This is a genomic window from Pseudomonas sp. NPDC086278 (assembly GCF_050280905.1).
GTDB lineage: Bacteria > Pseudomonadota > Gammaproteobacteria > Pseudomonadales > Pseudomonadaceae > Aquipseudomonas.
Genome location: NZ_JBNNWE010000001.1, coordinates 42,496 through 64,099 on the forward strand (window position 1 = coordinate 42,496; position 21,604 = coordinate 64,099).

23 protein-coding genes are annotated in these 21,604 nt (G+C 59.5%); 8 read left to right on the forward strand and 15 right to left on the reverse strand.

Going from position 1 to position 21,604, the window contains the following annotated elements:
- Positions 1 to 117 precede the first annotated feature (117 nt).
- Positions 118 to 1,014: a LysR family transcriptional regulator gene (locus ACQKP4_RS00190; RefSeq protein WP_427629278.1), complete on the forward strand. Its 897-nt coding sequence runs from the start codon at positions 118 to 120 to the stop codon at positions 1,012 to 1,014.
- Between the two features lie 107 nt (positions 1,015 to 1,121).
- Here the strand turns inward: ACQKP4_RS00190 and ACQKP4_RS00195 are convergent, their stop codons facing one another.
- The 3 genes from ACQKP4_RS00195 to ACQKP4_RS00205 form a co-directional block, all read right to left on the reverse strand.
- Positions 1,122 to 1,529 carry a carbohydrate-binding module family 20 domain-containing protein gene (locus tag ACQKP4_RS00195; RefSeq protein ID WP_427629280.1) on the reverse strand — a complete coding sequence of 136 codons (408 nt, stop codon included), beginning with the start codon at positions 1,527 to 1,529 and terminating at the stop codon, positions 1,122 to 1,124.
- A 268-nt stretch (positions 1,530 to 1,797) separates the two neighbouring features.
- Entirely contained in the window at positions 1,798 to 3,150 is a 1,353-nt protein-coding gene (gene gudD, locus ACQKP4_RS00200; RefSeq protein WP_427629281.1) for a glucarate dehydratase, read from the reverse strand.
- A gap of 41 nt (positions 3,151 to 3,191) precedes the next feature.
- Positions 3,192 to 4,559, reverse strand: a complete 1,368-nt coding sequence (locus ACQKP4_RS00205; RefSeq protein ID WP_427629283.1) for an MFS transporter — start codon at positions 4,557 to 4,559, stop codon at positions 3,192 to 3,194.
- Between the two features lie 474 nt (positions 4,560 to 5,033).
- Here ACQKP4_RS00205 and ACQKP4_RS00210 point away from each other — a divergent pair, with 474 nt between their 5' ends.
- Positions 5,034 to 5,744, forward strand: a complete 711-nt coding sequence (locus ACQKP4_RS00210; RefSeq protein ID WP_427629285.1) for a FadR/GntR family transcriptional regulator — start codon at positions 5,034 to 5,036, stop codon at positions 5,742 to 5,744.
- A gap of 110 nt (positions 5,745 to 5,854) precedes the next feature.
- Here ACQKP4_RS00210 and ACQKP4_RS00215 read toward each other — a convergent pair whose 3' ends face one another.
- From ACQKP4_RS00215 to ACQKP4_RS00225, 3 genes are all read right to left on the reverse strand, one after another.
- Positions 5,855 to 6,958 (reverse strand): DNA alkylation repair protein, encoded by a 1,104-nt coding sequence (locus tag ACQKP4_RS00215; RefSeq protein WP_427629287.1) that lies wholly within the window; start codon positions 6,956 to 6,958, stop codon positions 5,855 to 5,857.
- Positions 6,959 to 6,983: 25 nt separating this feature from the next.
- Entirely contained in the window at positions 6,984 to 7,595 is a 612-nt protein-coding gene (locus tag ACQKP4_RS00220; protein ID WP_427629288.1) for a glutathione S-transferase, read from the reverse strand.
- Positions 7,596 to 7,668: 73 nt separating this feature from the next.
- Positions 7,669 to 8,586 (reverse strand): MurR/RpiR family transcriptional regulator, encoded by a 918-nt coding sequence (locus tag ACQKP4_RS00225; RefSeq protein ID WP_427629290.1) that lies wholly within the window; start codon positions 8,584 to 8,586, stop codon positions 7,669 to 7,671.
- Positions 8,587 to 8,990: 404 nt separating this feature from the next.
- Here ACQKP4_RS00225 and ACQKP4_RS00230 point away from each other — a divergent pair, with 404 nt between their 5' ends.
- Both ACQKP4_RS00230 and ACQKP4_RS00235 read left to right on the forward strand, forming a co-directional pair.
- Positions 8,991 to 9,395, forward strand: coding sequence for a TraR/DksA family transcriptional regulator (locus ACQKP4_RS00230; RefSeq protein ID WP_074875645.1), 405 nt, complete (start codon positions 8,991 to 8,993; stop codon positions 9,393 to 9,395).
- A gap of 584 nt (positions 9,396 to 9,979) precedes the next feature.
- Positions 9,980 to 11,203 (forward strand): methyl-accepting chemotaxis protein, encoded by a 1,224-nt coding sequence (locus ACQKP4_RS00235; RefSeq protein ID WP_427629489.1) that lies wholly within the window; start codon positions 9,980 to 9,982, stop codon positions 11,201 to 11,203.
- Positions 11,204 to 11,331: 128 nt separating this feature from the next.
- Here ACQKP4_RS00235 and ACQKP4_RS00240 read toward each other — a convergent pair whose 3' ends face one another.
- From ACQKP4_RS00240 to ACQKP4_RS00250, 3 genes are all read right to left on the reverse strand, one after another.
- Positions 11,332 to 11,571 carry a DUF2789 domain-containing protein gene (locus ACQKP4_RS00240; RefSeq protein ID WP_427629292.1) on the reverse strand — a complete coding sequence of 80 codons (240 nt, stop codon included), beginning with the start codon at positions 11,569 to 11,571 and terminating at the stop codon, positions 11,332 to 11,334.
- Between the two features lie 131 nt (positions 11,572 to 11,702).
- Positions 11,703 to 11,933: a hypothetical protein gene (locus ACQKP4_RS00245; RefSeq protein WP_427629294.1), complete on the reverse strand. Its 231-nt coding sequence runs from the start codon at positions 11,931 to 11,933 to the stop codon at positions 11,703 to 11,705.
- A 147-nt stretch (positions 11,934 to 12,080) separates the two neighbouring features.
- Positions 12,081 to 12,272 (reverse strand): hypothetical protein, encoded by a 192-nt coding sequence (locus ACQKP4_RS00250; protein ID WP_427629296.1) that lies wholly within the window; start codon positions 12,270 to 12,272, stop codon positions 12,081 to 12,083.
- Positions 12,273 to 12,739: 467 nt separating this feature from the next.
- On the opposite strand from ACQKP4_RS00250, the gene ACQKP4_RS00255 reads away from it, so the two are divergent.
- The 4 genes from ACQKP4_RS00255 (at position 12,740) to ACQKP4_RS00270 (ending at position 15,306) form a co-directional block, all read left to right on the forward strand.
- Entirely contained in the window at positions 12,740 to 13,210 is a 471-nt protein-coding gene (locus ACQKP4_RS00255) for a hypothetical protein (RefSeq protein WP_427629298.1), read from the forward strand.
- Complete coding sequence (locus ACQKP4_RS00260) at positions 13,210 to 13,413, forward strand: hypothetical protein (protein ID WP_427629299.1); 204 nt, start codon at positions 13,210 to 13,212, stop codon at positions 13,411 to 13,413. Before ACQKP4_RS00255 ends, ACQKP4_RS00260 begins: the two co-directional genes overlap by 1 nt.
- Before the next feature lie 119 nt (positions 13,414 to 13,532).
- Complete coding sequence (locus tag ACQKP4_RS00265; protein ID WP_427629301.1) at positions 13,533 to 14,549, forward strand: ABC transporter substrate-binding protein; 1,017 nt, start codon at positions 13,533 to 13,535, stop codon at positions 14,547 to 14,549.
- A 319-nt stretch (positions 14,550 to 14,868) separates the two neighbouring features.
- Positions 14,869 to 15,306 (forward strand): DUF3995 domain-containing protein, encoded by a 438-nt coding sequence (locus ACQKP4_RS00270; RefSeq protein ID WP_427629302.1) that lies wholly within the window; start codon positions 14,869 to 14,871, stop codon positions 15,304 to 15,306.
- 54 nt (positions 15,307 to 15,360) lie between these two features.
- Here ACQKP4_RS00270 and ACQKP4_RS00275 read toward each other — a convergent pair whose 3' ends face one another.
- Genes ACQKP4_RS00275 through ACQKP4_RS00300 form a run of 6 tightly spaced genes read right to left on the reverse strand, consistent with a single transcriptional unit; the run spans position 15,361 to position 21,424 of the window.
- Positions 15,361 to 15,723 (reverse strand): Na+/H+ antiporter subunit G, encoded by a 363-nt coding sequence (locus ACQKP4_RS00275; protein WP_427629304.1) that lies wholly within the window; start codon positions 15,721 to 15,723, stop codon positions 15,361 to 15,363.
- On the reverse strand, positions 15,720 to 15,998 hold the full coding sequence (locus tag ACQKP4_RS00280; protein WP_054052807.1) for a K+/H+ antiporter subunit F: 279 nt from the start codon (positions 15,996 to 15,998) through the stop codon (positions 15,720 to 15,722). Before ACQKP4_RS00280 ends, ACQKP4_RS00275 begins: the two co-directional genes overlap by 4 nt.
- Positions 15,995 to 16,483: a Na+/H+ antiporter subunit E gene (locus ACQKP4_RS00285; RefSeq protein ID WP_427629306.1), complete on the reverse strand. Its 489-nt coding sequence runs from the start codon at positions 16,481 to 16,483 to the stop codon at positions 15,995 to 15,997. The genes ACQKP4_RS00280 and ACQKP4_RS00285 overlap by 4 nt, the downstream gene beginning before the upstream one ends.
- Positions 16,480 to 18,165, reverse strand: coding sequence for a monovalent cation/H+ antiporter subunit D (locus tag ACQKP4_RS00290; protein ID WP_427629308.1), 1,686 nt, complete (start codon positions 18,163 to 18,165; stop codon positions 16,480 to 16,482). The genes ACQKP4_RS00285 and ACQKP4_RS00290 overlap by 4 nt, the downstream gene beginning before the upstream one ends.
- Complete coding sequence (locus ACQKP4_RS00295; protein WP_003202835.1) at positions 18,162 to 18,506, reverse strand: Na+/H+ antiporter subunit C; 345 nt, start codon at positions 18,504 to 18,506, stop codon at positions 18,162 to 18,164. The genes ACQKP4_RS00290 and ACQKP4_RS00295 overlap by 4 nt, the downstream gene beginning before the upstream one ends.
- Positions 18,506 to 21,424 carry a monovalent cation/H+ antiporter subunit A gene (locus ACQKP4_RS00300; protein WP_427629310.1) on the reverse strand — a complete coding sequence of 973 codons (2,919 nt, stop codon included), beginning with the start codon at positions 21,422 to 21,424 and terminating at the stop codon, positions 18,506 to 18,508. Before ACQKP4_RS00300 ends, ACQKP4_RS00295 begins: the two co-directional genes overlap by 1 nt.
- Positions 21,425 to 21,604: the final 180 nt, after the last annotated feature.

Below are 21,604 nucleotides of genomic sequence, written 5' to 3' on the forward strand. Positions count from 1 at the left end.
TTGTTCTTGTTCTCGGTCATCCTAGTTGTTAGCTTTCGTTAAAAGAATGTTAGTTTTTACGCAGCCGCTGTGCGTTTTCACACAGTGCTCCAAACAGCGTAGACCCAAGGATGACCTATGTTCGACTGGAATGACCTGCGGTTTTTTCTCGAATTGCAGCGTAGCGGGCGTTTGCTGACCGCCGCCCGGCGTTTGAACACCACCCATGCCACCGTGGCGCGGCACATCGAGGCCATCGAGAAGAGCCTCGGCACCGCGTTGTTCGTGCAGCATGCCCAGGGCTACGAGATGACCCCGGCCGGCGAAGCGCTGCTTAAACATGCCGAAGCCATGGAAAACGTCGCGTTGCTGGCGCAGGAAGAAATCACCCAATCCACCGCGCCGCTGGGCAAGATCCGCGTCGGCGTGACCGAAGGGCTGGGCATCATGTTTCTCGCCAGCCGCATGAACGGGCTGTTCGAACGTTATCCGGGGCTGGAAGTGGAATTGGTCGCGGTGCCGCGCTTTGTCAGCATCCTCAACCGCGAAGCCGAGATCAGCATTCATCTGGAACGCCCGGCCGCAGACATGCTGGTCACGCGCAAACTCACCGACTACCGGCTGGCGCTGTATGCCAGCCAGACTTACCTGGACTCGGCGCCAGCGCTGCGCAGCCGCGAGGACCTTGGCCGCCATGCGTGGATCGGTTACGTCGATGACTTGCTGTTCAGTCAGGAGTTGATGTTCCTCAACAGCTTCTGCCGCAACCCGCGCGTGGTGTTTCACAGCACCAGCGTCATCGCCCAGCAACAGGCGGCGCGGTCGGGATTGGGGATTGCAGTGTTGCCGTGCTACATGGCCAATGCCGATCCTGAATTGGTGCCGCTGCTGCCGGATGAAAACATCCTGCGCAGTTACTGGATCAGCACCCGGCGAGAGCTGCACAAATCGGTGCGGCTGCGGGTGATGTGGGATTACGTGGTGCAGTTGTGTGAGCGCGAGCAGGGCCTGTTGCTTGGCCCCAATCCCGAGTAAACGCCAATCCTTTGTGGCAGCGGGCTTGCTCGCGAAGGCGTCTGGCCTGACAAATTGCATCATCGCGCTTCGCGGGCAAGTCGGATCGGCGCTTGCTCACTTACGCCTCAGAACGAGCCGACGCTCGATGTTTTGAACGTCAGCTTCACTTTGTTGTTTGGGTCGGGCTGCCAGTTCGGTGCATTGGTCGGCACGGCGTCGTTACGCTCGATACATTTCCATTCCACGTCTTTGCCGTCGTCCGCGCCCGGGAACAGTACTTTGCCAGTCCAGGTTGAGTCGGGATTGCGGTTGAGCTTTACGGCCTCGGCCGGACGCCAGTTGCCCAGCGCCGGATGGCTGCCGACCACGTACACGCTCTCGCCCATCTTTGGATTGGTTTGGTTGCACTGAAAAGTCACCTCGTCGCTCAGGGGCTGCCATTGGACACCGGCACCCCCCACGGCATCGCGCAACGCCGGCAGCATCGCCAACACGACAACGCCCAGCGGCAACAGGTATTGATTCCGAAACATGATAAACGCCTCAATTCGCTCCAGTGGGGGCAGCTTAGGGCGGGCGAATGTGAAAGTGACCTGTTAGAACTGACAGTTTTTTAGAGTTTTTGGCGATACCTCCAATCGTTGTGGGTTGATTGCAGGCTAGCCATGTATTCGGGGTCGTTCTCCGGGTGATGTGGGAAGAACCCGTCAGCTCGGAGATGCCAGGGGAAGGGGCACTTTGGGTGCCCCTTTGTTGGCGTGAGGTTGCGGTAATTCTGGCAACTGAGCGCGGCTCGATGGATCAGCGCACCAGACAAGGTTGCTTGTTGTTGTAGCTCCAGCCAGGAATCAGGAACTGCATCGCGACACTGTCATTCCGCACACCGAGGCCCATGCCTTTGTACAGTTCGTGCGCCTTGGCCACGGCGTCCATGTCGATGTCTACCCCCAGGCCATGCCTGGTTGGCACCTTGACGTAGCCGCCTTCAATTTTCAGCGGCGCCTTGGTCAGGCGCTGCCCGTCCTGCCAGATCCAATGCGTGTCGATGGCGGTGATCTCTCCCGGCGCGGCGGCCGCCACTTGCGTGAACATGGCCAGGGAGATATCGAAGTGATTGTTGGAATGTGAGCCCCAGGTCAGACCCCATTCGTGGCACATCTGGGCCACCCGGACTGAACCCTGCATCGTCCAGAAGTGCGGGTCGGCGAGCGGGATGTCGACCGACTGCAATTGAATCGCATGGCCCATTTCGCGCCAGTCGGTCGCGATCATGTTGGTGGCGGTTTTCAGCCCCGTGGCGCGGCGGAATTCAGCCATGACTTCGCGACCCGAATAGCCGTTTTCTGCGCCGCATGGGTCTTCCGCGTAGGCGAGGACATGATGCTGATCCCGGCACAAGCGGATGGCTTCTTTCAGCGACCAGGCGCCATTTGGGTCGAGGGTGATACGGGCGTCAGGAAAGCGTTCCGCCAGCGCAGTGACCGCTTCGATTTCTTCATCGCCGCTCAACACGCCGCCCTTGAGCTTGAAGTCGTTGAAACCGTATTTCGCTTTGGCGGCTTCAGCCAGGCGCACAACGGCTTCGGCGGTCATGGCTTTCTCGTGACGCAGTCGGAACCATTGGTCTTCAGCATCGGCTTCGTTGCGGTAGGCCAGGTCGGTAACATTGCGGTCGCCGATGTAAAACAGGTAGCCGAGCATTTTCACCGCATCGCGCTGTTGCCCTTCGCCCAGCAATGCCGCCACCGGAACCTCAAGGAATTGACCCAGCAGATCGAGCAGCGCGGCTTCCATGGCGGTCACGGCATGAATGGTGATGCGCAGGTCGAAGGTTTGCAGGCCGCGCCCCGCCGCGTCACGGGAGGCGAAGGTCGTACGCATCTGATTGAGAATGCGTTGGTATTGGCCGATGGGCTGGCCGAGCACCAAGCCACGCGCGTCTTCGAGCGTCTCACGGATGCGCTCGCCACCCGGTACTTCGCCCACGCCGGTATGACCGGAACTGTCCTTGAGAATGACGATGTTGCGGGTAAAGAACGGCCCGTGCGCACCGCTCAGGTTCAGCAACATGCTGTCGTGACCCGCTACGGGTATGACCTGAAAACTGGTGACGACGGGCGACTTGGTGGTGTTGGCAGTGTGTTCAGCGTTCATGGCAAGTTCCTAAAAATAAGGTCGTTCAGCGATCAATAGGGTCAGTGGGACTTGCTGACGGTCGCACCCGTTGGAGCGACGACCGGCGGCGTTATCAGGGGGGAGGCTTTTGGCGAAGTCTTGGCAAAGAACACCAGGATCGCGGCGAGTACCGAGGTGCCGGCCAGGCCATAGAGACCACCCTGGATCGACCCGGTTGTCTGTTCCAGGAAGCCGAAAGTCGTCGGTGCCACGAAACCACCCAGATTGCCGATCGAGTTGATCAACGCGATGACGGCGGCGGCGATTCGGGCATCCAGATAGCCCTGGGGAATTGGCCAGAACAACGAAGACGCGGACTTGAAGCCGATGGCAGCAAAGCAGATGGCGACGAACGCGAAGATCGGCCCACCGCTGGTGGACATGAACATGCCGGCTGCTGCAATCAACAGCGCGGTCGCGACCCAGGCCTGCTGAAACTTGAATTTGCTCGACAGCGAAGCGAAGGCGTACATGGCGATGATGGAGATCAGCCAGGGAATCGAGTTGAAGAAACCCACCTGCACATCACTCAGGTCGCCCATCTTCTTGATGATGCTGGGCAGCCAGAAAGTCGCTGCGTAGATGGTCAACTGAATGCAGAAGTACAAGGCGCAAAACAGCAGGATCTGGCGATCTTTAAGCAGCTTGCCAATGGTCGGTTTGACCGTGGTCAGCGCTTCACGCTCACGCTGTTCCTGATCGATGGCGCCCACCAGGGCATCCTTTTCTTCAAGGATCATCCATTTGGCGTCATGCGGTTTGGAGTCAAGCCAGAACCAGACAAAGAACCCCAGCGCGACAGAGGCCAGACCTTCGATGGCGAACATCCATTGCCAACCATGGAAGCCGAACCCTTCGATTTGCAGCAGGGCGCCTGACAGTGGGCCTGAAATCAGTGAAGCGACGGCTGAGCCACTGAGAAAAATGGCAATGGCTTTACCGCGTTCGACGCTTGGCAACCAGCGCGTGAAGTAATAGATCACACCAGGGAAGAAGCCTGCTTCGGCGACACCCAACAGAAAACGCAGAATGTAGAAATGGGTTTCGTTCTGGATGAAGGCCATCATCGTGGCGATGATGCCCCAGGTGAACATGATGCGGGTCAGCCAGATGCGTGCTCCGACTTTTTGCAGCAGCATGTTGGAAGGTACTTCGAAGAGGGCATAGCCGATGAAGAAGAGGCCTGCGCCCAGCCCGTAGGCGGCGGCGCCGATACCCAGGTCGTGTTCCATGTGCGTGCGCACGAAGCCGATATTGACCCGGTCGATGTAGTTCAGGATGAACATGATCACGAAAAGAGGCAGGACATGCCTCTTCACTTTGCTCACGGCGCGCGCGAGAACCGAATCACCTTCTGGAACGACGGATGCGTTGCTTGAATTGTTCACAATTCAAATCTCCCACTGATTATTTTTATGCGGGTTTGAGCGTGACGCCGGCGATTTGGCCGCCGGTTGGAGCAATCGAATGACTGAGTGCCGGGCTCCTTGGGCGAGGCATTCAGTTCTTCCATTTCATTGGCCAGCAGATCGGCCACTAGCGTTTTGTTGACAGACATCATACAAGTGCTTTTGCGACGTTCGCAATGCGGTAACTGGTATTTGTTTTCATAGCGAACGCGTGCGCCTAACGGATTTGGTTATTTTTGCCAATGTTTACTGGGGTTTTTAGCGGCTGTTATTGGATTTTTTCAGGGTTGTGTATCGGCTTGATGGAAATAGACTCGAGCGAGATGTAGTTTTATAGATGTGTTGTCATACAAGTTGAGGCGTTCAATCTACGAACGGAGTGCGTCCACGTTGGTCAGCGAGTGTCTGGCGGGTGGTAAGCTCTTCAACGCGAAATTCGGTGGACTCAAACCTATGCAAATTGAAAGTGGAATTCCTGTCCGTAGACGATCCAATAATCTGGCCCAGGGCGTGGTTGAAGCGCTGACCCAGCGAATTTTGCTCGGACAATTGAAGCCAGGCGAAAAGCTGCCTTCGGAATCCACCATCGTTCTCGAGCAGGGTGTGAGTCGCACCGTTGTCCGGGAGGCTATCTCCAAGCTACAAGCCTCGGGTTTGGTCGAGACACGACACGGCATTGGCACTTTTGTGTTGGCGCAACAGCCGCAGCTTGGGCTGCGCCTTCATGTGGATACCGTCGCCAGTGTCAGAAGCATGCTGGAACTGAGATTGGGCCTGGAGGTGCAGGCCGTGGCGCTGGCCGCTGTTCGCAGAACTGACGATCAGCTCACTCGCATGCGTCAGGCGTTGAGTGATTACCAGGCGTCGCTGGCTAACAACGACAGTTGCGTCGAGGAGGACAAGCGCTTTCACCAACTGATTGCCGAGGCTACGGGCAATACTTTTTTCACCGAAATCATGCAGCACTTGGGCAACGCCATGATTCCTCGTGCCCAGGTAAAGGGCGACGAACGTGGCGGCGCGGACTTTTCGCAACTGGGGTATTTGGCGAATCTGGAGCACGAAGCGATATTCAACGCCATCAAGCGGCAAGATCCCGATGCGGCTCGGGCTGCCATGGTCCTGCACTTAACGAATAGTCGGGACAGGTTTTCGGGAAGCTGAAGGTTGTCGCGGCAGCCTTTACGGATAGGGTCACTGACCGCTTCTGGTCAATCGGTGCTTGTCGCAAGCCCTTCCATCTGTCCGAAACGGACGCCGCCGCGCGCGGCACGTCACGCGAGGATTTCGAATGAGGTGCTGGCCAGGCGTTCGCCGTTTACCAAAATGTGCACGGCATGCACCCCCAGATAGTGCTTGCGAGTGGTCAACTCCTTGATCTGCTGCCCTCGGCTGACGAAGTCTTGCGCATGGCCGGGCAACGTCAAGGCTTTGAGCTTGAACACCTTCGCCGACGTGCCGCCATTGGCCTTGACGTAATCGATCGCATAGTCGATCACCAGTCGCTGACTGCCCGGCACCGTGGATTTCACGGTGAACGACAGATTGATTTTCTCCCCCAGACGAATCACCGCCGGCTCGACCTTGAGCCCGACAATCTCGACCTCGGCCTTGCCACTCGCGCCAATGATCGCCAGTGCCCGCTGATTGCCCTGTTTGATCAAACTGCGCAGCGCATGCTTGGCAATCCACGCGGTGTGTTTGTTTTCCAGCGACCAGCCTTCGATCAGGTCCAGCACCCAGTCGGGGTGGTCCTTGGTGATGTCGTTGAGGTGATTGGCCACGGACTTGCGTACGTAAAGGCTTTCGTCGGCCTTGAGGTTGTCGAGGATGCTGGCGGCGAGTGTCGGGTCGCGCTGAATCTGCTCCAGTCGAAACGACCACGGCAGGCGCGGGCGGCTGCCTTCGCTGGCCAAGCGCCGTACGTGTTCGTTGTCATCCCGCGACCATTGCTGCATCAGCGCCAGCGAACGCTTCAGGTCGCTGCGCAGAAAGTACCGGATCGCAAACTCCGCAGAGCCGAACGCGGTGAAGTATTTGAGCGCCGCCATCGATTGCTCGAAATCATGCGCGCCATACATCGCCACGTAGTGGGGCAGCGAGATGCTGACGAAACCGCTGTTCAAGCGAGGGGCGAGGGCGCGCAACACGATGAGCGACTCGTCATAGTCCAGCGGCAGCACCGCGTGCAGGCACTCGCTGACCCGGGCCATGCGCTGCATGATCGACAACTCGTCGAGGCCGTCGTTGGCCATTTTGAGGAAGGCTTTGGCGTTGAATGGCGGGTAAACCGCAGTCATCTCGGCCGCGATGTGCTTGAGGCGCTCGGCGTTGAAGATTTCCTTCAGCGCCGGGGCAGGTTGTTCGGCAGCGGTCATGGTCGGGTCCGTTCGAGGAGGCCGCTCAGGTTATCGGGGTGTTGATGAACGCCTCAAGCTTTTCCGCCTGCGCGGTGAATTGAGCGATGTGCGGGAAGCGCTCGGCATCGACCTGATCCGGCACGACCAGATGGGTGAAGCTCCAGGCGATAGCGACGCTGATGCCGTCTTGAGCGATCGAGGCGCCGTTCGCCAGAGGCTGCTTTTCCAGCTCGCGCTCAAGTGCTGAGTAAGCCGCCGCCAATTGGCCTTCGACCCGCTCCACCCAGGGTTGGTATTGAATTTCGGCCGGACGCAGGTTGCGCTCGTAATAAAGCTGCACCGATTTTTCGCAGGCGGCCAACGCAAGGCCAATCACGCGCAGGCTGCGCAAGCGTTGTTTGGGATCGCTGGGCATCAAGCGGTTGGCTGGCCCGGCGAGGGCCTGGAGGTAATCGATGATCAGCGTCGAGTCCATCAACACATCGCCGTCGTCCAGCACCAGCGTGGGCGCCTTGACCACCGGGTTGATTTGCTGGAATTGCTCGAAGTGGCGGAACACCGACACCGATTCGTGCTCAAGGTCGATGCCCAGGTATTTGGCGCAAATAGCGACGCGCCGCACGTAAGGCGAATCCAGCATGCCGATCAGCTTCATTGAACCGCTCCTTCAGATGTCCATGTCGGGACGAGCTACCTTAGCTGAGGTTCTGCCGCCTGCAAACGGGGCATCAGTCCTCGAAACCCGCTTGCTCGTGAATCTCGTCAACGTTCAGTTCCAGTCGCGAGGCGACGGCGATAAATAATGCCTGGCACAGGCACAACGTCGCACTCAAGGAGCGGAATGCAAACGAACTGCCTTCATTGACCAGCAACACGGCGTTGGCGCGTTTGGCCAGCGGCGACAGGTTGCTGTCGGTGATGATCAAGGTATGCGCCTGTTGCTGCCGGGCGATGCGCAGGCAGTGCTGCGTTTCCTTGGCGTATGGCGTGAAGCTGATCGCGATCACCAGGTCATTGCCGCGCACGCTGCGCATCTGCTCGCGGTAACTGCCACCGAGGCCCGAGACCAGGTGGATGCGTTTTTGAGTGTGTTGCAGGTTGTACACCAGGTAATCCGCGACCGCGAACGAACGGCGCACGCCGATCACATAGATGTTGTCGGCGTTGACCACCAGCTCCACGGCCTTGTCGAACGCCTGGTCGTCGAGCTCTCGTCCCAACCGCTCGATCCCCGACAGGGTTGCACTGATGCACTCGCGCGCCAGATCGCCGCCGATGGCCGGCGACTTGCTGGCGATCATGCTGCGAATGCGCTGCTGGTAATTCTGCACTGGCGTGGTTTTGTGCGTGTACGCCTCGCGAAACAACGCCTGCATCTCGCTGAAACCGCTAAACCCGAAACGCTGGGAGAAGCGCACGATGGCCGAAGGGTGCACTTCACACTCGCGGGCGATGTCGCTGATGCGGTCGACCATGATCCGGTCACTCTGCTGGCTCATGTAGCTGGCGATGCGTTTGAGCTGGCGTGGCAGGCTTTCGTATTCATGGGTGATCAGTTGCAGCAGGCGTTCGGCATTGATCGGGGGGCTTTGGAGGTCGCTCTCGGGCGTGCGCTCGGTGGTAGCCGGCTGATCGGTGTGGGGCATAAGTGATCCTTCTGGCTTATTCTTATAGGCAAGATTCATTGTGTCTTGCCCTGACAACAGGTGGGCTGCGCGCAGTCTACAGGGCGGACGATGGCAAATCTGCGGCGCCCGGCCCACTGGCGAAGCCGTTTGTCTTCTATATACAGCCGCCTGATTGAATTTCTTGCTATAAACGCACTCCGATAACCACAGCAAAGGCTGCCATAGAGCACTTTCGAAGCGTTGTCGGACAAATTCGCTGTCTTTTCAATTGCAGAGGCCTCAAGTCGGCCTTAGACTGCCGCCCCTCGTAAATTGAGTGCCGGGTGGCGCCTGGAATGGACGGCGCCCTTCCGATGGCCGAACCAGGTCAACCGGAACGCTCCCTAATTCGCCTTAATGCACGTTTTTTTATAGAGATATCAATGACAAAGGACAAGTTGCTGGCCATGCCGGCGGATGACTACATGAATGCCGAGCAACATGCTTTTTTCTTCGAGCTGTTGCAGAACATGAAAGTCGAAACCCATGAGCGCATCGAACAGAACCGCATCGCCATCGAGAGCCTGGACACGCCAGCCGATCCGGCCGACGCCGCTTCTGTCGAAGAAGAGCGCACCTGGCTGGTAAACGCGATCGATCGCGACCAGCGCATGCTGCCTCAGTTGGAACAGGCCCTGGAACGCATCAAGGAAGACAGCTTCGGCTGGTGCGATGACAGCGGCGAGGCGATCGGCCTGAAGCGCCTGCTGATCAGCCCGACCACCAAGTACTGCATCGAAGCTCAAGAGCGTCACGAACAGATCGACAAGCACCAGCGTCAGGCCTGATTGCGTAACGCCTGCATCGCGGGCAAGCCCGACTCCTCTTTTGAAGGAGCAAGGCTTGCCCGCGATGCTTTTTTTCGTCTGTGAAAAAGCGCCCGACCTTCTATTGATCTGTGCAACGTCTCCGACTAATGGACCATGGATAATGGCCTGATAGTGGCGTCTAATGCCGAGACAATAATTAGAAGCAACGTGGGGTGACGAAGATGACGAGAGACGGATCTCTGGTTGGGGCAGTGCCCGTACCAGCGCCAATGCCGAAAACCCGCTGGCTGACGCCGACCTTGCAGAGCATCGCCCTGGTGCTCTTGCTGTGTGGCATGTCGCTGGGGGGCTGGTCGCTTTACCTTGGCCTGCCGGCGGCGGTGCTGATTATCTGGTTGCCGCGCCTGCGTTCGCGTGTCTCGCCTGAGGCGCGCCCGGCTGATACCTCCAGCGCAATCGCCGAACTCACCCGCGATCTTTCCTACACCACCAGTCACAACGCCTTGTCGGCGGCTGGCGTTGCGTTTTCGGTCAAACAACTGGCCGACAAACTGCAATCGCAACTCGCTGCCGCCGCGCAGATCGTCAGCAATGCCGAAGTGATGATTGCCACGGAACAAGCCACCTCCAAGCTCAGCCGCGAAGCCCTCGGCGCAGCCAGTGAAGCTCATCAAAGCAGCGCGGCAGGGCGCACGGAGCTGGTCGAATCGATTGCGCGCATGCACCAGCTCAGCCTGCGGGCCAGCAGCAGTCGCGAGCTGATCGAAGCGCTGAGCCTGCGCAGTGACGATATCCAGCGAGTGACGCTGGTGATTCAGTCCATCGCCAGCCAGACCAATCTGTTGGCCTTGAACGCTGCGATTGAAGCGGCGCGGGCCGGGGAACACGGGCGCGGGTTTGCGGTGGTGGCCGACGAGGTGCGTGGCCTGGCGGCGCGCACGGCCACGGCGACCGGCGAAGTCGGCGAGATGGTGGCCGATATCCAGCAGCGTACTGCGCAGGTAGTGGAGCAGATCCGCCAACTGTCCAGCGACCTCGACGTGGGGGTGGGGCAGGTCGAGCACACCGGCCAGCATCTGGAAAATATTGCGCGACTGGCGGCTGGGGTCGAACAGCAGGTGGGTGAAATCGCCAAGGGCGCCGATAACAATCGCGAGCAACTCGATAGCTTGTTTCACGCCATCGAGCAGATGCGCAGCGATCTGGCGGTCAGCGATCAGCAAACCCGGCAGTTGGCGCAAGCGGCGGTGCAGATGGAGGGGCAGGCCGAAACCATCAGTGAACGCCTTGCCGAAGTCGGGCTGGATGACTATCACCAACGGGTCTACGACCTGGCCCGCGAAGGCGCGAGTCAGATTGCCGCACGCTTCGAAGCGGACATCGACGCGGGGCGCGTCAGCCTTGATGACCTGTTTGACCGTCATTACCAGGCGATTGCCAACACCAGCCCGGCCAAGTTTCAGACACGTTTCGATCGATACACCGATCAGGTGTTGCCAGCGATTCAGGAGCCGTTGCTGCCGCGCCATGAGGGATTGGTATTTGCCATCGCCTGCACGCAGCAAGGTTATGTACCGACTCACAACACCGTGTTCAGTCAACCGCTGACCGGCGATGCCCAAGTCGATGCCGTGCAGAATCGCACCAAGCGCAAGTTTGCCGACCGCACCGGCATCCGCTGCGGTAGCCATCAACAACCGGTGTTATTGCAGACGTATACCCGTGACACCGGTGAGCTGATGCACGACCTTTCGGTGCCGATCATGCTCAAGGGGCGGCATTGGGGCGGTTTGCGCCTGGGTTACAAGCCGCAAGCGCCTCGCTGACAGGGCGCATTGGCCAGGTGGCGAGCAACGAAGCGGTGCGGGGTCGTTGCTGGCCGAAGCGTGCAGGGCGGCCTGGTTGGCGCAACTGCATGCCGCAACCCAGGACAGCCTGCATTGATGGGGTGGGCTCAGTGAACCTGGTGCATGCGCAGGTTCAGGTCATCGACCACACGTGCCCAATCCGCATCTTCACGCAGTTGTTCCTTGAGGAAACCGGCTTGTTGCGGGGTCCAGAAATCAGCGTCGATCAGCTTCTTGTCGTCGGCCAGAGGTGAATGGCTGGCAATGAAATCGTCGATGGCCTTTTCGCTGGAGTCCAGACCGAGTTGGTCGAACAAGCCTTTGAGGTCATGTATAGGTGCATCCATCTTCATCTCCTTGCGGGTCGCGTTGTGTACGAGGTCTGAGTGCGGCTTCATTGCATCTGAGGCAGCCGCGCTTCAGGAGTTCGATAGCGATGTGCAAAAGCAGAAATGAGCATAGACGCTAAACCTGACGGTCAAGCTTTAAGCGCACCGTCATCGACCGCAAGCTTCAGGGCCTGCGCGGCTTCCTTGGCGGCAATGTCAGCAACTTCCGAGGTTTTGAACCAGCGGTCCTTTTCGACCTGGTGATAGGTGATGGCGGTCAACGGTGGTTTTGCACGCATGACAATGACTGCCTGGAATTCGCCATCGACTTCTCTGGCTTCGCCCCGGATAAAAAATTCACCGATATCAAATTCCGTCACGTAGCCGCCTTTCCTTGGAAATATTGTGTTGTATGGAACGCGTCCGGCTTTGGGACGGGTTTCATTGGCCGGCCAGTATGGCAGTAGTTGCCCGCCGACGGCTGAGTTAAGTCGTCGGCGTGACGAAACGTCTGTTGGCCGTTCGTATCAGTGACGCGACTCCAACGCGCGGGCGAGGACGCAGGCTTCGTTGTGGTTGGCGCGAAAACCTCTGACACGACCTGTAGACGTTTCCTTGATGTGGAAGAACGCGTTGCCCGCCGGAACCACCTGAAACCTCGGGCGAACCGCGTGTTCGCTGGCGAGCTGAAGGTATTGAAACGCTGGCGGACATACCATCGAAGTGTTATCCGAGTGCGGTGCCGGGGGAGTTGCAAAGTGTGTCATCGTGCACATATGAAATCCTTTTCGTGGTTTTGCCGACGTGCGTACGTGTTTTTGGCTGGTCGCGGCGAGCAGGGCTGCTCTAGAATCGTCGACATCGTCTGGCGATTGGCGTCCATCTAAAGCAATTTTTTATGGGCGATATGTCGGAAAAGTGCTTTTTTTAAAGAGAATTTTCCCTAAAGTTGGCAGTCCGGTTTTCTCTGTCGGTGAGAAGGGCGTTTTCCTTCAACATCTGACGACCTTCAGGGAGGACGGCGCGAGTGTTATTCCAGTAATCTCACTGACATCGCGATGGACGAGCGCTCTGCTCGTTACAGGATTTCAACCCGGGTCTTTTTGCAACACTGTCGGCATGGCCGGTTTTTTTGCTGGGCGCTTTTTCTGCGCGCGGTACCAATTTCAGATGTGGGGATGTTTCCTTGGCAGTAAGTAATCTCGATATGCATGCTTTGTTCGTGCTGGGTGATTTGCGCGCAAAGCTCGTCAAACAGTTCCAGTCACGCTTCGTCTACATCACCGAACAGAACGCCGAAGGCATTTACATTGCCGAGATCGACACCGAAGAGGCACTGGTCGTTGATGACAAACCAGGGCTCAAACTCAAGGTGGGTGATCATTTCAGTGCCTCGGTGCTGCCCAGCCGTGAAGGCGGCAAGCTGGACATCAAGTTCCGCGAAATCAAACTGACGGTGTACGGGTTGGGCGATTATGCTTTTGTCACCGCCGCCGAGGGCCAGGCAATTGTGTTCAAGGAAGGCCATAGCGTGGTGATGGTGTTCGCTGCCCATCAACAATTGCAGGAAGGCCTGACCAAAACCCTGAAAGCCGTGACGGCCAAAGCCGCCAAATGGCGAAAAGGCGAATTGGTGACCTTCAAGGCCAGCGAGTAATGAGCCTGACCCGCGCCGATTTTCACGAACAGAACCAGGCCAGTGCGCGCACTGAAGCCCTGCGTTTGTTCGAGCAGAAAGCGGTTTTGCAAAGGGCGTGGCTGAGTTGGGTCGCGGCACAGATTTACACGCTGCAGCCGGCAGCGTACGCGAGCATGGTCAGACGAGAGTTGGCCCGTTTGCAGGAAATTTCCGAAAATTGATTCGCCCCCCTCGAAAGCAGGAACCTCTACTACAGTCAGTTGACTGAGTATTCAGAGGCTTGCGGTCTTCGTCGCCAGGCCATCCTGCTATTGCTGTGAACAGCACGAGGTGCAAAAGCATGAAAGGATTTCGACGGTTGCTGGCTGCCTCCGTGGCCACCTTCGGTTTGTTGGGTTCGCCTGTCCCGGCATCGGCTGCCCAGGCGCCGATCCACTTCGCCGACCTGAATTGGGAAAGCGGCAGCCTGATCACCGATATCCTGCGGATCATCGTCGAGAAGGGCTACGGGCTGCCAACCGATACCTTGCCGGGGACGACCATCACCCTGGAGACCGCACTGGCCAACAATGACATTCAGGTCATTGGCGAAGAATGGGCAGGCCGCAGTCCGGTGTGGGTCAAGGCCGAGGCGGAAGGCAAAGTGGTGAGCCTGGGTGACACGGTCAAGGGCGCAACCGAGGGTTGGTGGGTGCCGGAATACGTGATCAAAGGCGATCCGGCCAAGGGCATCAGGCCGCTGGCGCCGGGCCTCAAGAGTGTCACCGACCTGCCCAGATACAAAGACGTGTTCAGCGACCCCGAAAGCCCGGGCAAGGGCCGCTTCCTCAACAGCCCTATCGGCTGGACGTCGGAAGTGGTGAACAAGCAGAAGCTCACCGCCTATGGCTTGAACGACAGCTACGTGAATTTCCGCAGCGGTTCGGGGGCGGCACTGGATGCGGAGATCAGTTCTTCGATTCGTCGCGGCAAGCCCATTCTGTTTTATTACTGGTCGCCGACGCCGTTGCTCGGCCGCTTCAAGCTCGTTCAGCTGGAAGAGCCGCCCTTCGACGCCGAAGCCTGGAAAACCCTGACCGACGCCGATAATCCTAATCCCAGGCCAACCCGTTCCCTGGCCTCGAAGTTGTCCATTGGCGTGTCCGCGCCTTTCCAGAAGCAGTATCCGCAGATCACCGATTTCTTCAGCAAGGTCGATTTACCGATTGGCCCGTTGAACAAGGCGCTGGCTGACATGAGTGAAAAACACACGGCGCCACGCCAGGCAGCGGAGGCGTTCATGAAGGCGCATCCGGACGTGTGGCAAGCGTGGGTGCCGAAGGAAGTGGCGGATAAAGTCAGCGCAAGTCTTCAATGATGCGGCAACGTTGATGCCGTCTTCGCGAGCAAGCCCGCTCCGACAGTAGTTCGCGTTCAACTGTGGAAATGGGCTTGCTTGCGAAGCGTTTACTCTTCAGAACTGACCCGCAACGTTACTCAGGTGGTAGGCGGTGCATCGGCGCGGGGAGGGTATCTGGCCGGTGAAGTCGGTGTGCCGGTCGAGCCTGTAACGGAGGAACATGGCGAACGCGTGCACGACGGCATGACGACTCTGATCCGCATCAATGACATTTGCGCTTACAAAAACCCTCAAGGAAGTTCATCCTTCGGCAACATTTCACGCAGGATGTCTGAATATGAGCCTATTGGTCGCGCAATGGATTGCCGCAATTTTCCTGTTGATCAGCCTCGTTCACCTGTATTGGGCGGCTGGCGGAAAATTGGGCAGCGACGCAGCGGTGCCACGCGTCCCCAGGGAAGACGGCGGGGAGTCGCAGCCGGCGTTTAAACCGTCGGGTTTTGCCACGCTGTTAGTGGCGGTCGGGTTGCTGCTGATTGCGATGCTGGTGTGTTTGCGGGTGGGGCTGTATTTGCCCACGGTGCATCACTGGTCGCTGCAATGGGTGATCAGCGCGATTGCGATGCTGATGTTCGCCCGGGCAATTGGCGATTCGAACCTCGTTGGGTTTTTCAAACAGGTCAAGGACTCTAAGTTTGCCCGACTGGATACCTGGGCGTATTCGCCATTGTGTGTGCTGTTGGGGGCCGGGTTGTTGGCAGTGGCCTGGATCTGAGCCGCCCACGCAATCGCGTTTCGCGGCCGGTTCGACTACCACAAACCTTGGAAATCAACCCTGATTCTCAGTCCTGCGGCTACTCACTTCCGCCGGCACATCATCGCCGGCCATGCGTTTGCGAAACAGTGCCGCCCGTGCCAGCAGCAATGTGGTCACCGGCACCGTGATCGACAACAGGATCGGAATCAGCCAGGCATGCAATACCGGCGAGGATTTGAGCGCCGAAAAGTAAATGATCGACGCCAGCGCCACGCACCAGGCGCCCAGCGTCGAGGCTAATGCCGGCGGGTGCATGCGCTGAAAATAGTCCTTCATCCGCACCAGCCCGACTGCGCCGATCAGTGCAAACAGGCCGCTGAGCACCAGCAGGATTGCCACCGGGATTTCCACCCACACAGACAGTTCCGCGTTCATTCGATCACCTCGCCACGCAGCAGGAATTTGGCCAGGGCAAACGAGCCGACAAAACCGAACAGCGCGATCAGCAGCGCCGCTTCGAAGTAGGTGTCACTGGCATAACGAATGCCCAGGGTCAGCATCATCAGCATCGCGATGATGTACAGATAATCCAGCGCCAGAACCCGGTCCTGGGCCGACGGCCCCTTGAACAGGCGAATCAGCGTCAGAATCATCGCCAGGGAAAAAATGAACAGGCTCAGCAAGATTGCGTTCGACAGCAAGGCGCTCATTCGAAGATCTCCATCAACGGGCGTTCGTACGTCGCCTTGAAGTGCTGGATGAACTGCGCTTCGTCATCCAGATCGAAAACGTGCAGCAGCAGAATGCTGCGATCCAGCGCCAGTTCCGACCACACCGTGCCGGGCACCACCGTCGTGATCATCGACAGCGCGGCCAGGCCATTGGCGTCACGCAGATCCAGCGGCACCTTGATAAACGCCGAACGCGGCGGACGTCGGCCCGCGTTGAGTACGCCCCAGGCTACGACCAGGTTCGAGATCACCACGTCACGACCGACCAGGAAGAACAATCGCAAGATCACACCGGGCCGGCGGATACGGATCGGCAATGGTCGCAGCTTGCGCATCATCAACGGCGCACACATCCCCAATATCGCGCCAAGCAGCAGATTGCCGGGGCTGATCGACAGGTTCAGCACCAACCACAGCAGCCACAGCGCCAGTGACAACCAGGGTGCCGGAAACAATCGCTTCATGGATGCACCTCCAGCAGCGCTGCGCGCGATTCAGGGCTGGGCACGACTCGAGTGCCCAGCACCGCCATCACGTACTGCTGCGGATTGTTCAAGGCGTCCGCGGTCGCCTGGGTAAAGCGCAGCAGCGGTTCGGCCTTGAACGTCAGCAAAATGCTCAGGCCCAGCAATGCAATGATCGGTACGCATTCAAAGCGGCGCAGCAACGGCGAAGGGCGCTCCTGCGGGGTCCAGAAACGCTGGATACCCATGCGCGAGAACGCGACCAGCGACGCCAGCCCCGACAGAATCAACAATGCCAGCAAGCCCCACGCCGCGTTCGACACCGGTTCATCAGCGCCCGTCCCGAGGCCCAGCGGGTTGAGCAGGGCGTGCAGCAAACCGAGCTTGCCGATAAATCCGGACAGCGGCGGCATGCCGATAATCAGCAGCGCGCAAGCAATGAAACTCAAGCCGAGGAAGGCCATGGTCCACGGGATGACCTGGCCGACCACGGCGTTCTGTTCGTCATCGAGGTTGATGCCTTTGGGCGGTTGCAGCGACTCCATCGGACGCGGCAACAGGTCACCGTCATCGAACAACGGCAGCTCATTGGCCGAGCGTGAGCGCTCGATCAACTCGGACAACAGGAACAGCGCGCTCAGCGCCAGCGTTGAACTGACCAGATAAAACAGCGCCGCGCCGATCAGGTTCGGCTGGGCGAAACCGATGGCCGACAGCAGGATGCCGGCCGACACCAGAATGCTCAGGCTGGCCAGGCGCTCCAGGCGTTGAGCGGCAAGAATCGCCACTGCCGCGCAAACGATGGTCGCCATGCCGCCGTAGATCAGCCATTCGCCGCCGAAGTAGGCCGATGCGCCGGCCTGTCCGGAGAACAGCAGCGTCCACAACCGCAGCAAGGTGTAGACGCCGACCTTGGTCATGATCGCGAACATCGCCGCCACGGGCGCGCTGGCCGAAGAATAGGCCGGCGCCAGCCAGAAGTTCAGCGGCCACATCCCGGCCTTGGCCAGGAACGCCACCGCGAGAATGCCCGCGCCGGCATGCAACAAACCGCGATCCGCTTCCGGCACCAGCGGGATTTTCAGCGCCAGATCCGCCATGTTCAAGGTGCCGGTGACGCCGTAGATCAGCGCCGCGCCAATCAGGAACAGCGAGGACGCGAGCAGGTTGATCGAGATGTAATGCAACCCCGCCGATACCCGCGCCCGGCCCGAGCCGTGAAGCATCAAGCCGTACGACGCCGCCAGCAGCACTTCAAAGAACACGAACAGGTTGAACAGGTCAGCCGTCAGGAACGCGCCATACAGGCCCATCAGTTGAATCTGGAACAGCGCGTGAAAACTCGAACCAGCCCCGTCCCAGCGCGCCATGGCGAACAGCAAGGCGCTGACGCCGATGATCCCGGTCAGCACCAGCATCAACGCCGACAGTCGATCCACCACCAGCACCATACCAAACGGCACCTGCCAGTTGCCGGGCAGGTACACGCCGATCGAGCCGGGCACGCCGGTGGTTTGCGTCCATTGCAGCAGCGCGACGGAAATACCCAGGCCCATCAGGCTGGAGAACAGGTTGATCCTGGCCTTCAGCGGGCGATGTTTCTCGCCCAGCATCAGCATGATCGCGGCGGTCAACAGCGGCAGCAGAATCGGTGCGGCGATCAGGTGCGTCATCGCATTCATTCTTTAGGCTCCCGGCCGTCCACATGGTCGGTGCCGGTCAAGCCTCGCGAGGCGAGCAATACGACAAGAAACAACGCGGTCATGGCGAAGCTGATCACGATGGCGGTCAGCACCAGCGCCTGCGGCAGGGGATCGGTGTAATGCAGCAAGTCCTGCGGCACGCCGTCCTTGATGATCGGCTCCTTGCCGATAAACAGACTGCCCATGCTGAAGATGAACAGATTGACGCCGTACGACAGCAGGCACAGGCCCATGACCACCTGGAAGGTCCGTGGTCGCAGGACCAGCCATACGCCGGACGCAGCGAGCACACCGATGGCGATAGCGATGACTTCTTCCATCAGACGGCTCCTTTGGCGGCAACGGATTTGGGCTGGGCCGCGGTTTTGTGGCCGCGTACCGATTGGTGGGCGAGGGCGGTGAGGATCAACAACGTCGAACCGACCACCACGGCATACACGCCAACGTCAAAGAACAAGGCGCTGGCGACGTGAATGTCGCCCAGCAGCGGCACGTCGAGGTGCCAGGTGTGCGTAGTCAGGAACGGATAACCGACCGCCATCGCCCCGAGCCCGGTGGAGATGGCGCACAGCAGCCCTGTGCCCATCCAGCGCAGCGGTCGCAGGCTCATTTGCGCCTCGACCCACTGTGTGCCGGCGACCATGTATTGCAGGATGAACGCCACCGACATCACCAGGCCCGCCACGAAACCGCCGCCCGGCTGATTGTGCCCGCGCATGAACAGGTAGAACGACACCACGAACGCGATCGGCAGCAGCAGGCGCACCAGCACCGCCGGGACCATCATGAAGCCCAGCGCGGTATCGCTGGCATGACGCGGGTTGACCAGGTCGGTGACCACGTCGGGCGCCAGCAAGCGCTGTTGGGCCGGCAGTTGCAGGCTTTCTTTGGGCGGGCGAAAGCGTCGCAGCAGGGCGAACACGGTCAGCGCCACAGCCACCAGCACAGTGATTTCACCGAGGGTGTCGAAGCCGCGGAAATCCACCAGCATCACGTTGACCACGTTGCTGCCGCCGCCTTCAGGCAGGGCGCGGCTTAAGTAGAACGAGGAAATGTCGTTGGGTGTCTGGCGTGTCAGCATCGAGTAGGACAACAACGCCATGCCGCCGCCGACCGCGGTCGACAGCAACAAGTCGCGGATGCGCCGGATGCGTGCCTTGCGCAACGAACTCGGCAGCGGCGACACCTCTTCGATCCTTCGCGGCAACCAGCGCAGGCCCAGCAGGATCAGCACCGTGGTCACCACTTCGACCACCAGTTGCGTCAGCGCCAGGTCTGGCGCCGAGAACCAGACAAACGTCACGCACGTCATCAGCCCGCAGACGCTGACCATCGTCAGGGCGGCGAGACGGTGATACTTGGCCTGCCACGCCGCGCCCAGGGCACAGGCAATCGCCAGCAGCCAGAGAGTGACGAACACGATAGAACCCGGAATCTTCGGCCGGTCGCCCCAGCTCACGCTGCTGTGCAGCATCGGGATCAGCCCTGCCAGCACGGCGGCGAGTACCACCAGGAATAACTGGGCTTGCAGGCGCCGAGTGCTGAGCCGTCGCTCGATGCGGCGCGCCAGGCGCATCATGATCACCAGGCTGCGCTCGAACAGGCGCTTGCCGTTGAGCCGGCCAATGATCGGTGGGTATTTGAAGCGGCCCCGCTTGAGCTGATTGCGCAGCAGCAGATAAAGGATGATGCCGCCGGACATGGCGATCAGGCTCATGATCATCGGCGCGTTCAGACCGTGCCAGATCGCCAGGCTGTATTCCGGCAGGGTCCCGCCAACGACCGGCAGTGCGGCGGCGGCCAGCAAGGGGCCGACCACTTGGGCCGGGAAGATCCCGACGAGCAGGCAGGTGAACACCAGCAATTCCACCGGGGCCCGCATCCAGCGTGGCGGTTCATGTGGGGTGTGCGGCAGGTCGGTGGCGGTCGGACCGAAGAACACATCGACTGTGAAACGCAGTGAGTAAGCGACGCTGAACGTGCCGGCAATGGTCGCCACGATGGGCAGGGTCATCTCGACCCAGGCCGTGGCGTTGATGAACACGGTCTCGGCGAAGAACATTTCCTTCGACAGGAAGCCGTTGAGCAGCGGCACGCCGGCCATCGAGGCACTGGCGACCATCGCCAGGGTCGCGGTGAACGGAATCAGTTTGAACAGACCGCTGAGCTTGCGGATGTCGCGGGTGCCGCTTTCGTGGTCGATGATCCCGGCGGCCATGAACAGCGAAGCCTTGAACGTGGCGTGGTTGAGGATGTGAAACACCGCAGCCACGGCTGCCAAAGGACTGTTCAGGCCCAGTAGCAAGGTGATCAGGCCGAGATGGCTGATGGTCGAATAGGCGAGCAGGCCCTTGAGGTCGTTCTGGAACATTGCGCAGTACGCGCCGAGCAACAGCGTGCACGCGCCGGCGCCGCTGACGATGTAGAACCATTCCTCGCTGCCGGACAGTGAAGGCCACAGCCGAGCGAGCAGGAACACCCCGGCTTTGACCATGGTGGCCGAGTGCAAGTAAGCCGAAACCGGTGTCGGTGCCGCCATGGCGTGGGGCAACCAGAAGTGAAAGGGGAATTGCGCGCTTTTGCTCAAGGCGCCGATCAGAATCAGTGGCAGCAAAACAGGGTAGAGGGCATGGGCGCGAATCAGATTGCCGGCGGCCAGGACCTTGTCCAGGTCATAGCTGCCGACCACATGGCCGAGCAGCATGACCCCCGCCAGCAAACACAAACCGCCCGCCCCGGTGACCATCAACGCCATATAGGCGCCGCGCCGCGCATCGGCGCGGTGGTGCCAATAACCGATCAACAGGAAGGAAAAGAGGCTGGTCAGTTCCCAGAAAAACACGATCTGGATCAGGTTGCCGGAGATCACCAGCCCGAGCATTGCGCCCATGAATGCCAGGAAAAACGCGAAGAAACGCGGCACCGGATCGTCCGGCGACATGTAATAGCGAGCGTATAAAGAGACCAGTGCGCCGATGCCCAGCACCAGCATCGAGAACAGCCAGGCGAAGCCATCCATGCGCAGGACGAAATTCAGGCCCAGGCTGGGCAACCAGAGAAACTCTTCGCGAATGACGCCGCCATGGGCGATCTGCGGGTACAAGAGGGCCACTTGAAGGGTGCCGATCAGGGCAACCAGCCCCGCCAGCAGCGATTCGGTATTACGCGCGTTGTGCGGCAGCAATGCCGCCACACAGCTGCCAATAAAAGGCAGAAGCAGTAGAACTATCAGGGACATAGGCTTCTAATCTGCGGAAGTTTGTGAAGCATCATACGTGCCAGTTCCCGGATCGCCAAACGCCAAGCTGTGGCAGGATCATACAAGGTAGGCGCAAAGACTGATTCACATTGTTTCACTCCCCCACATGGCGCGCATTCCAAAGGTGGGAGAGCGCCTGATCGCGAAAGCGCTCGATAA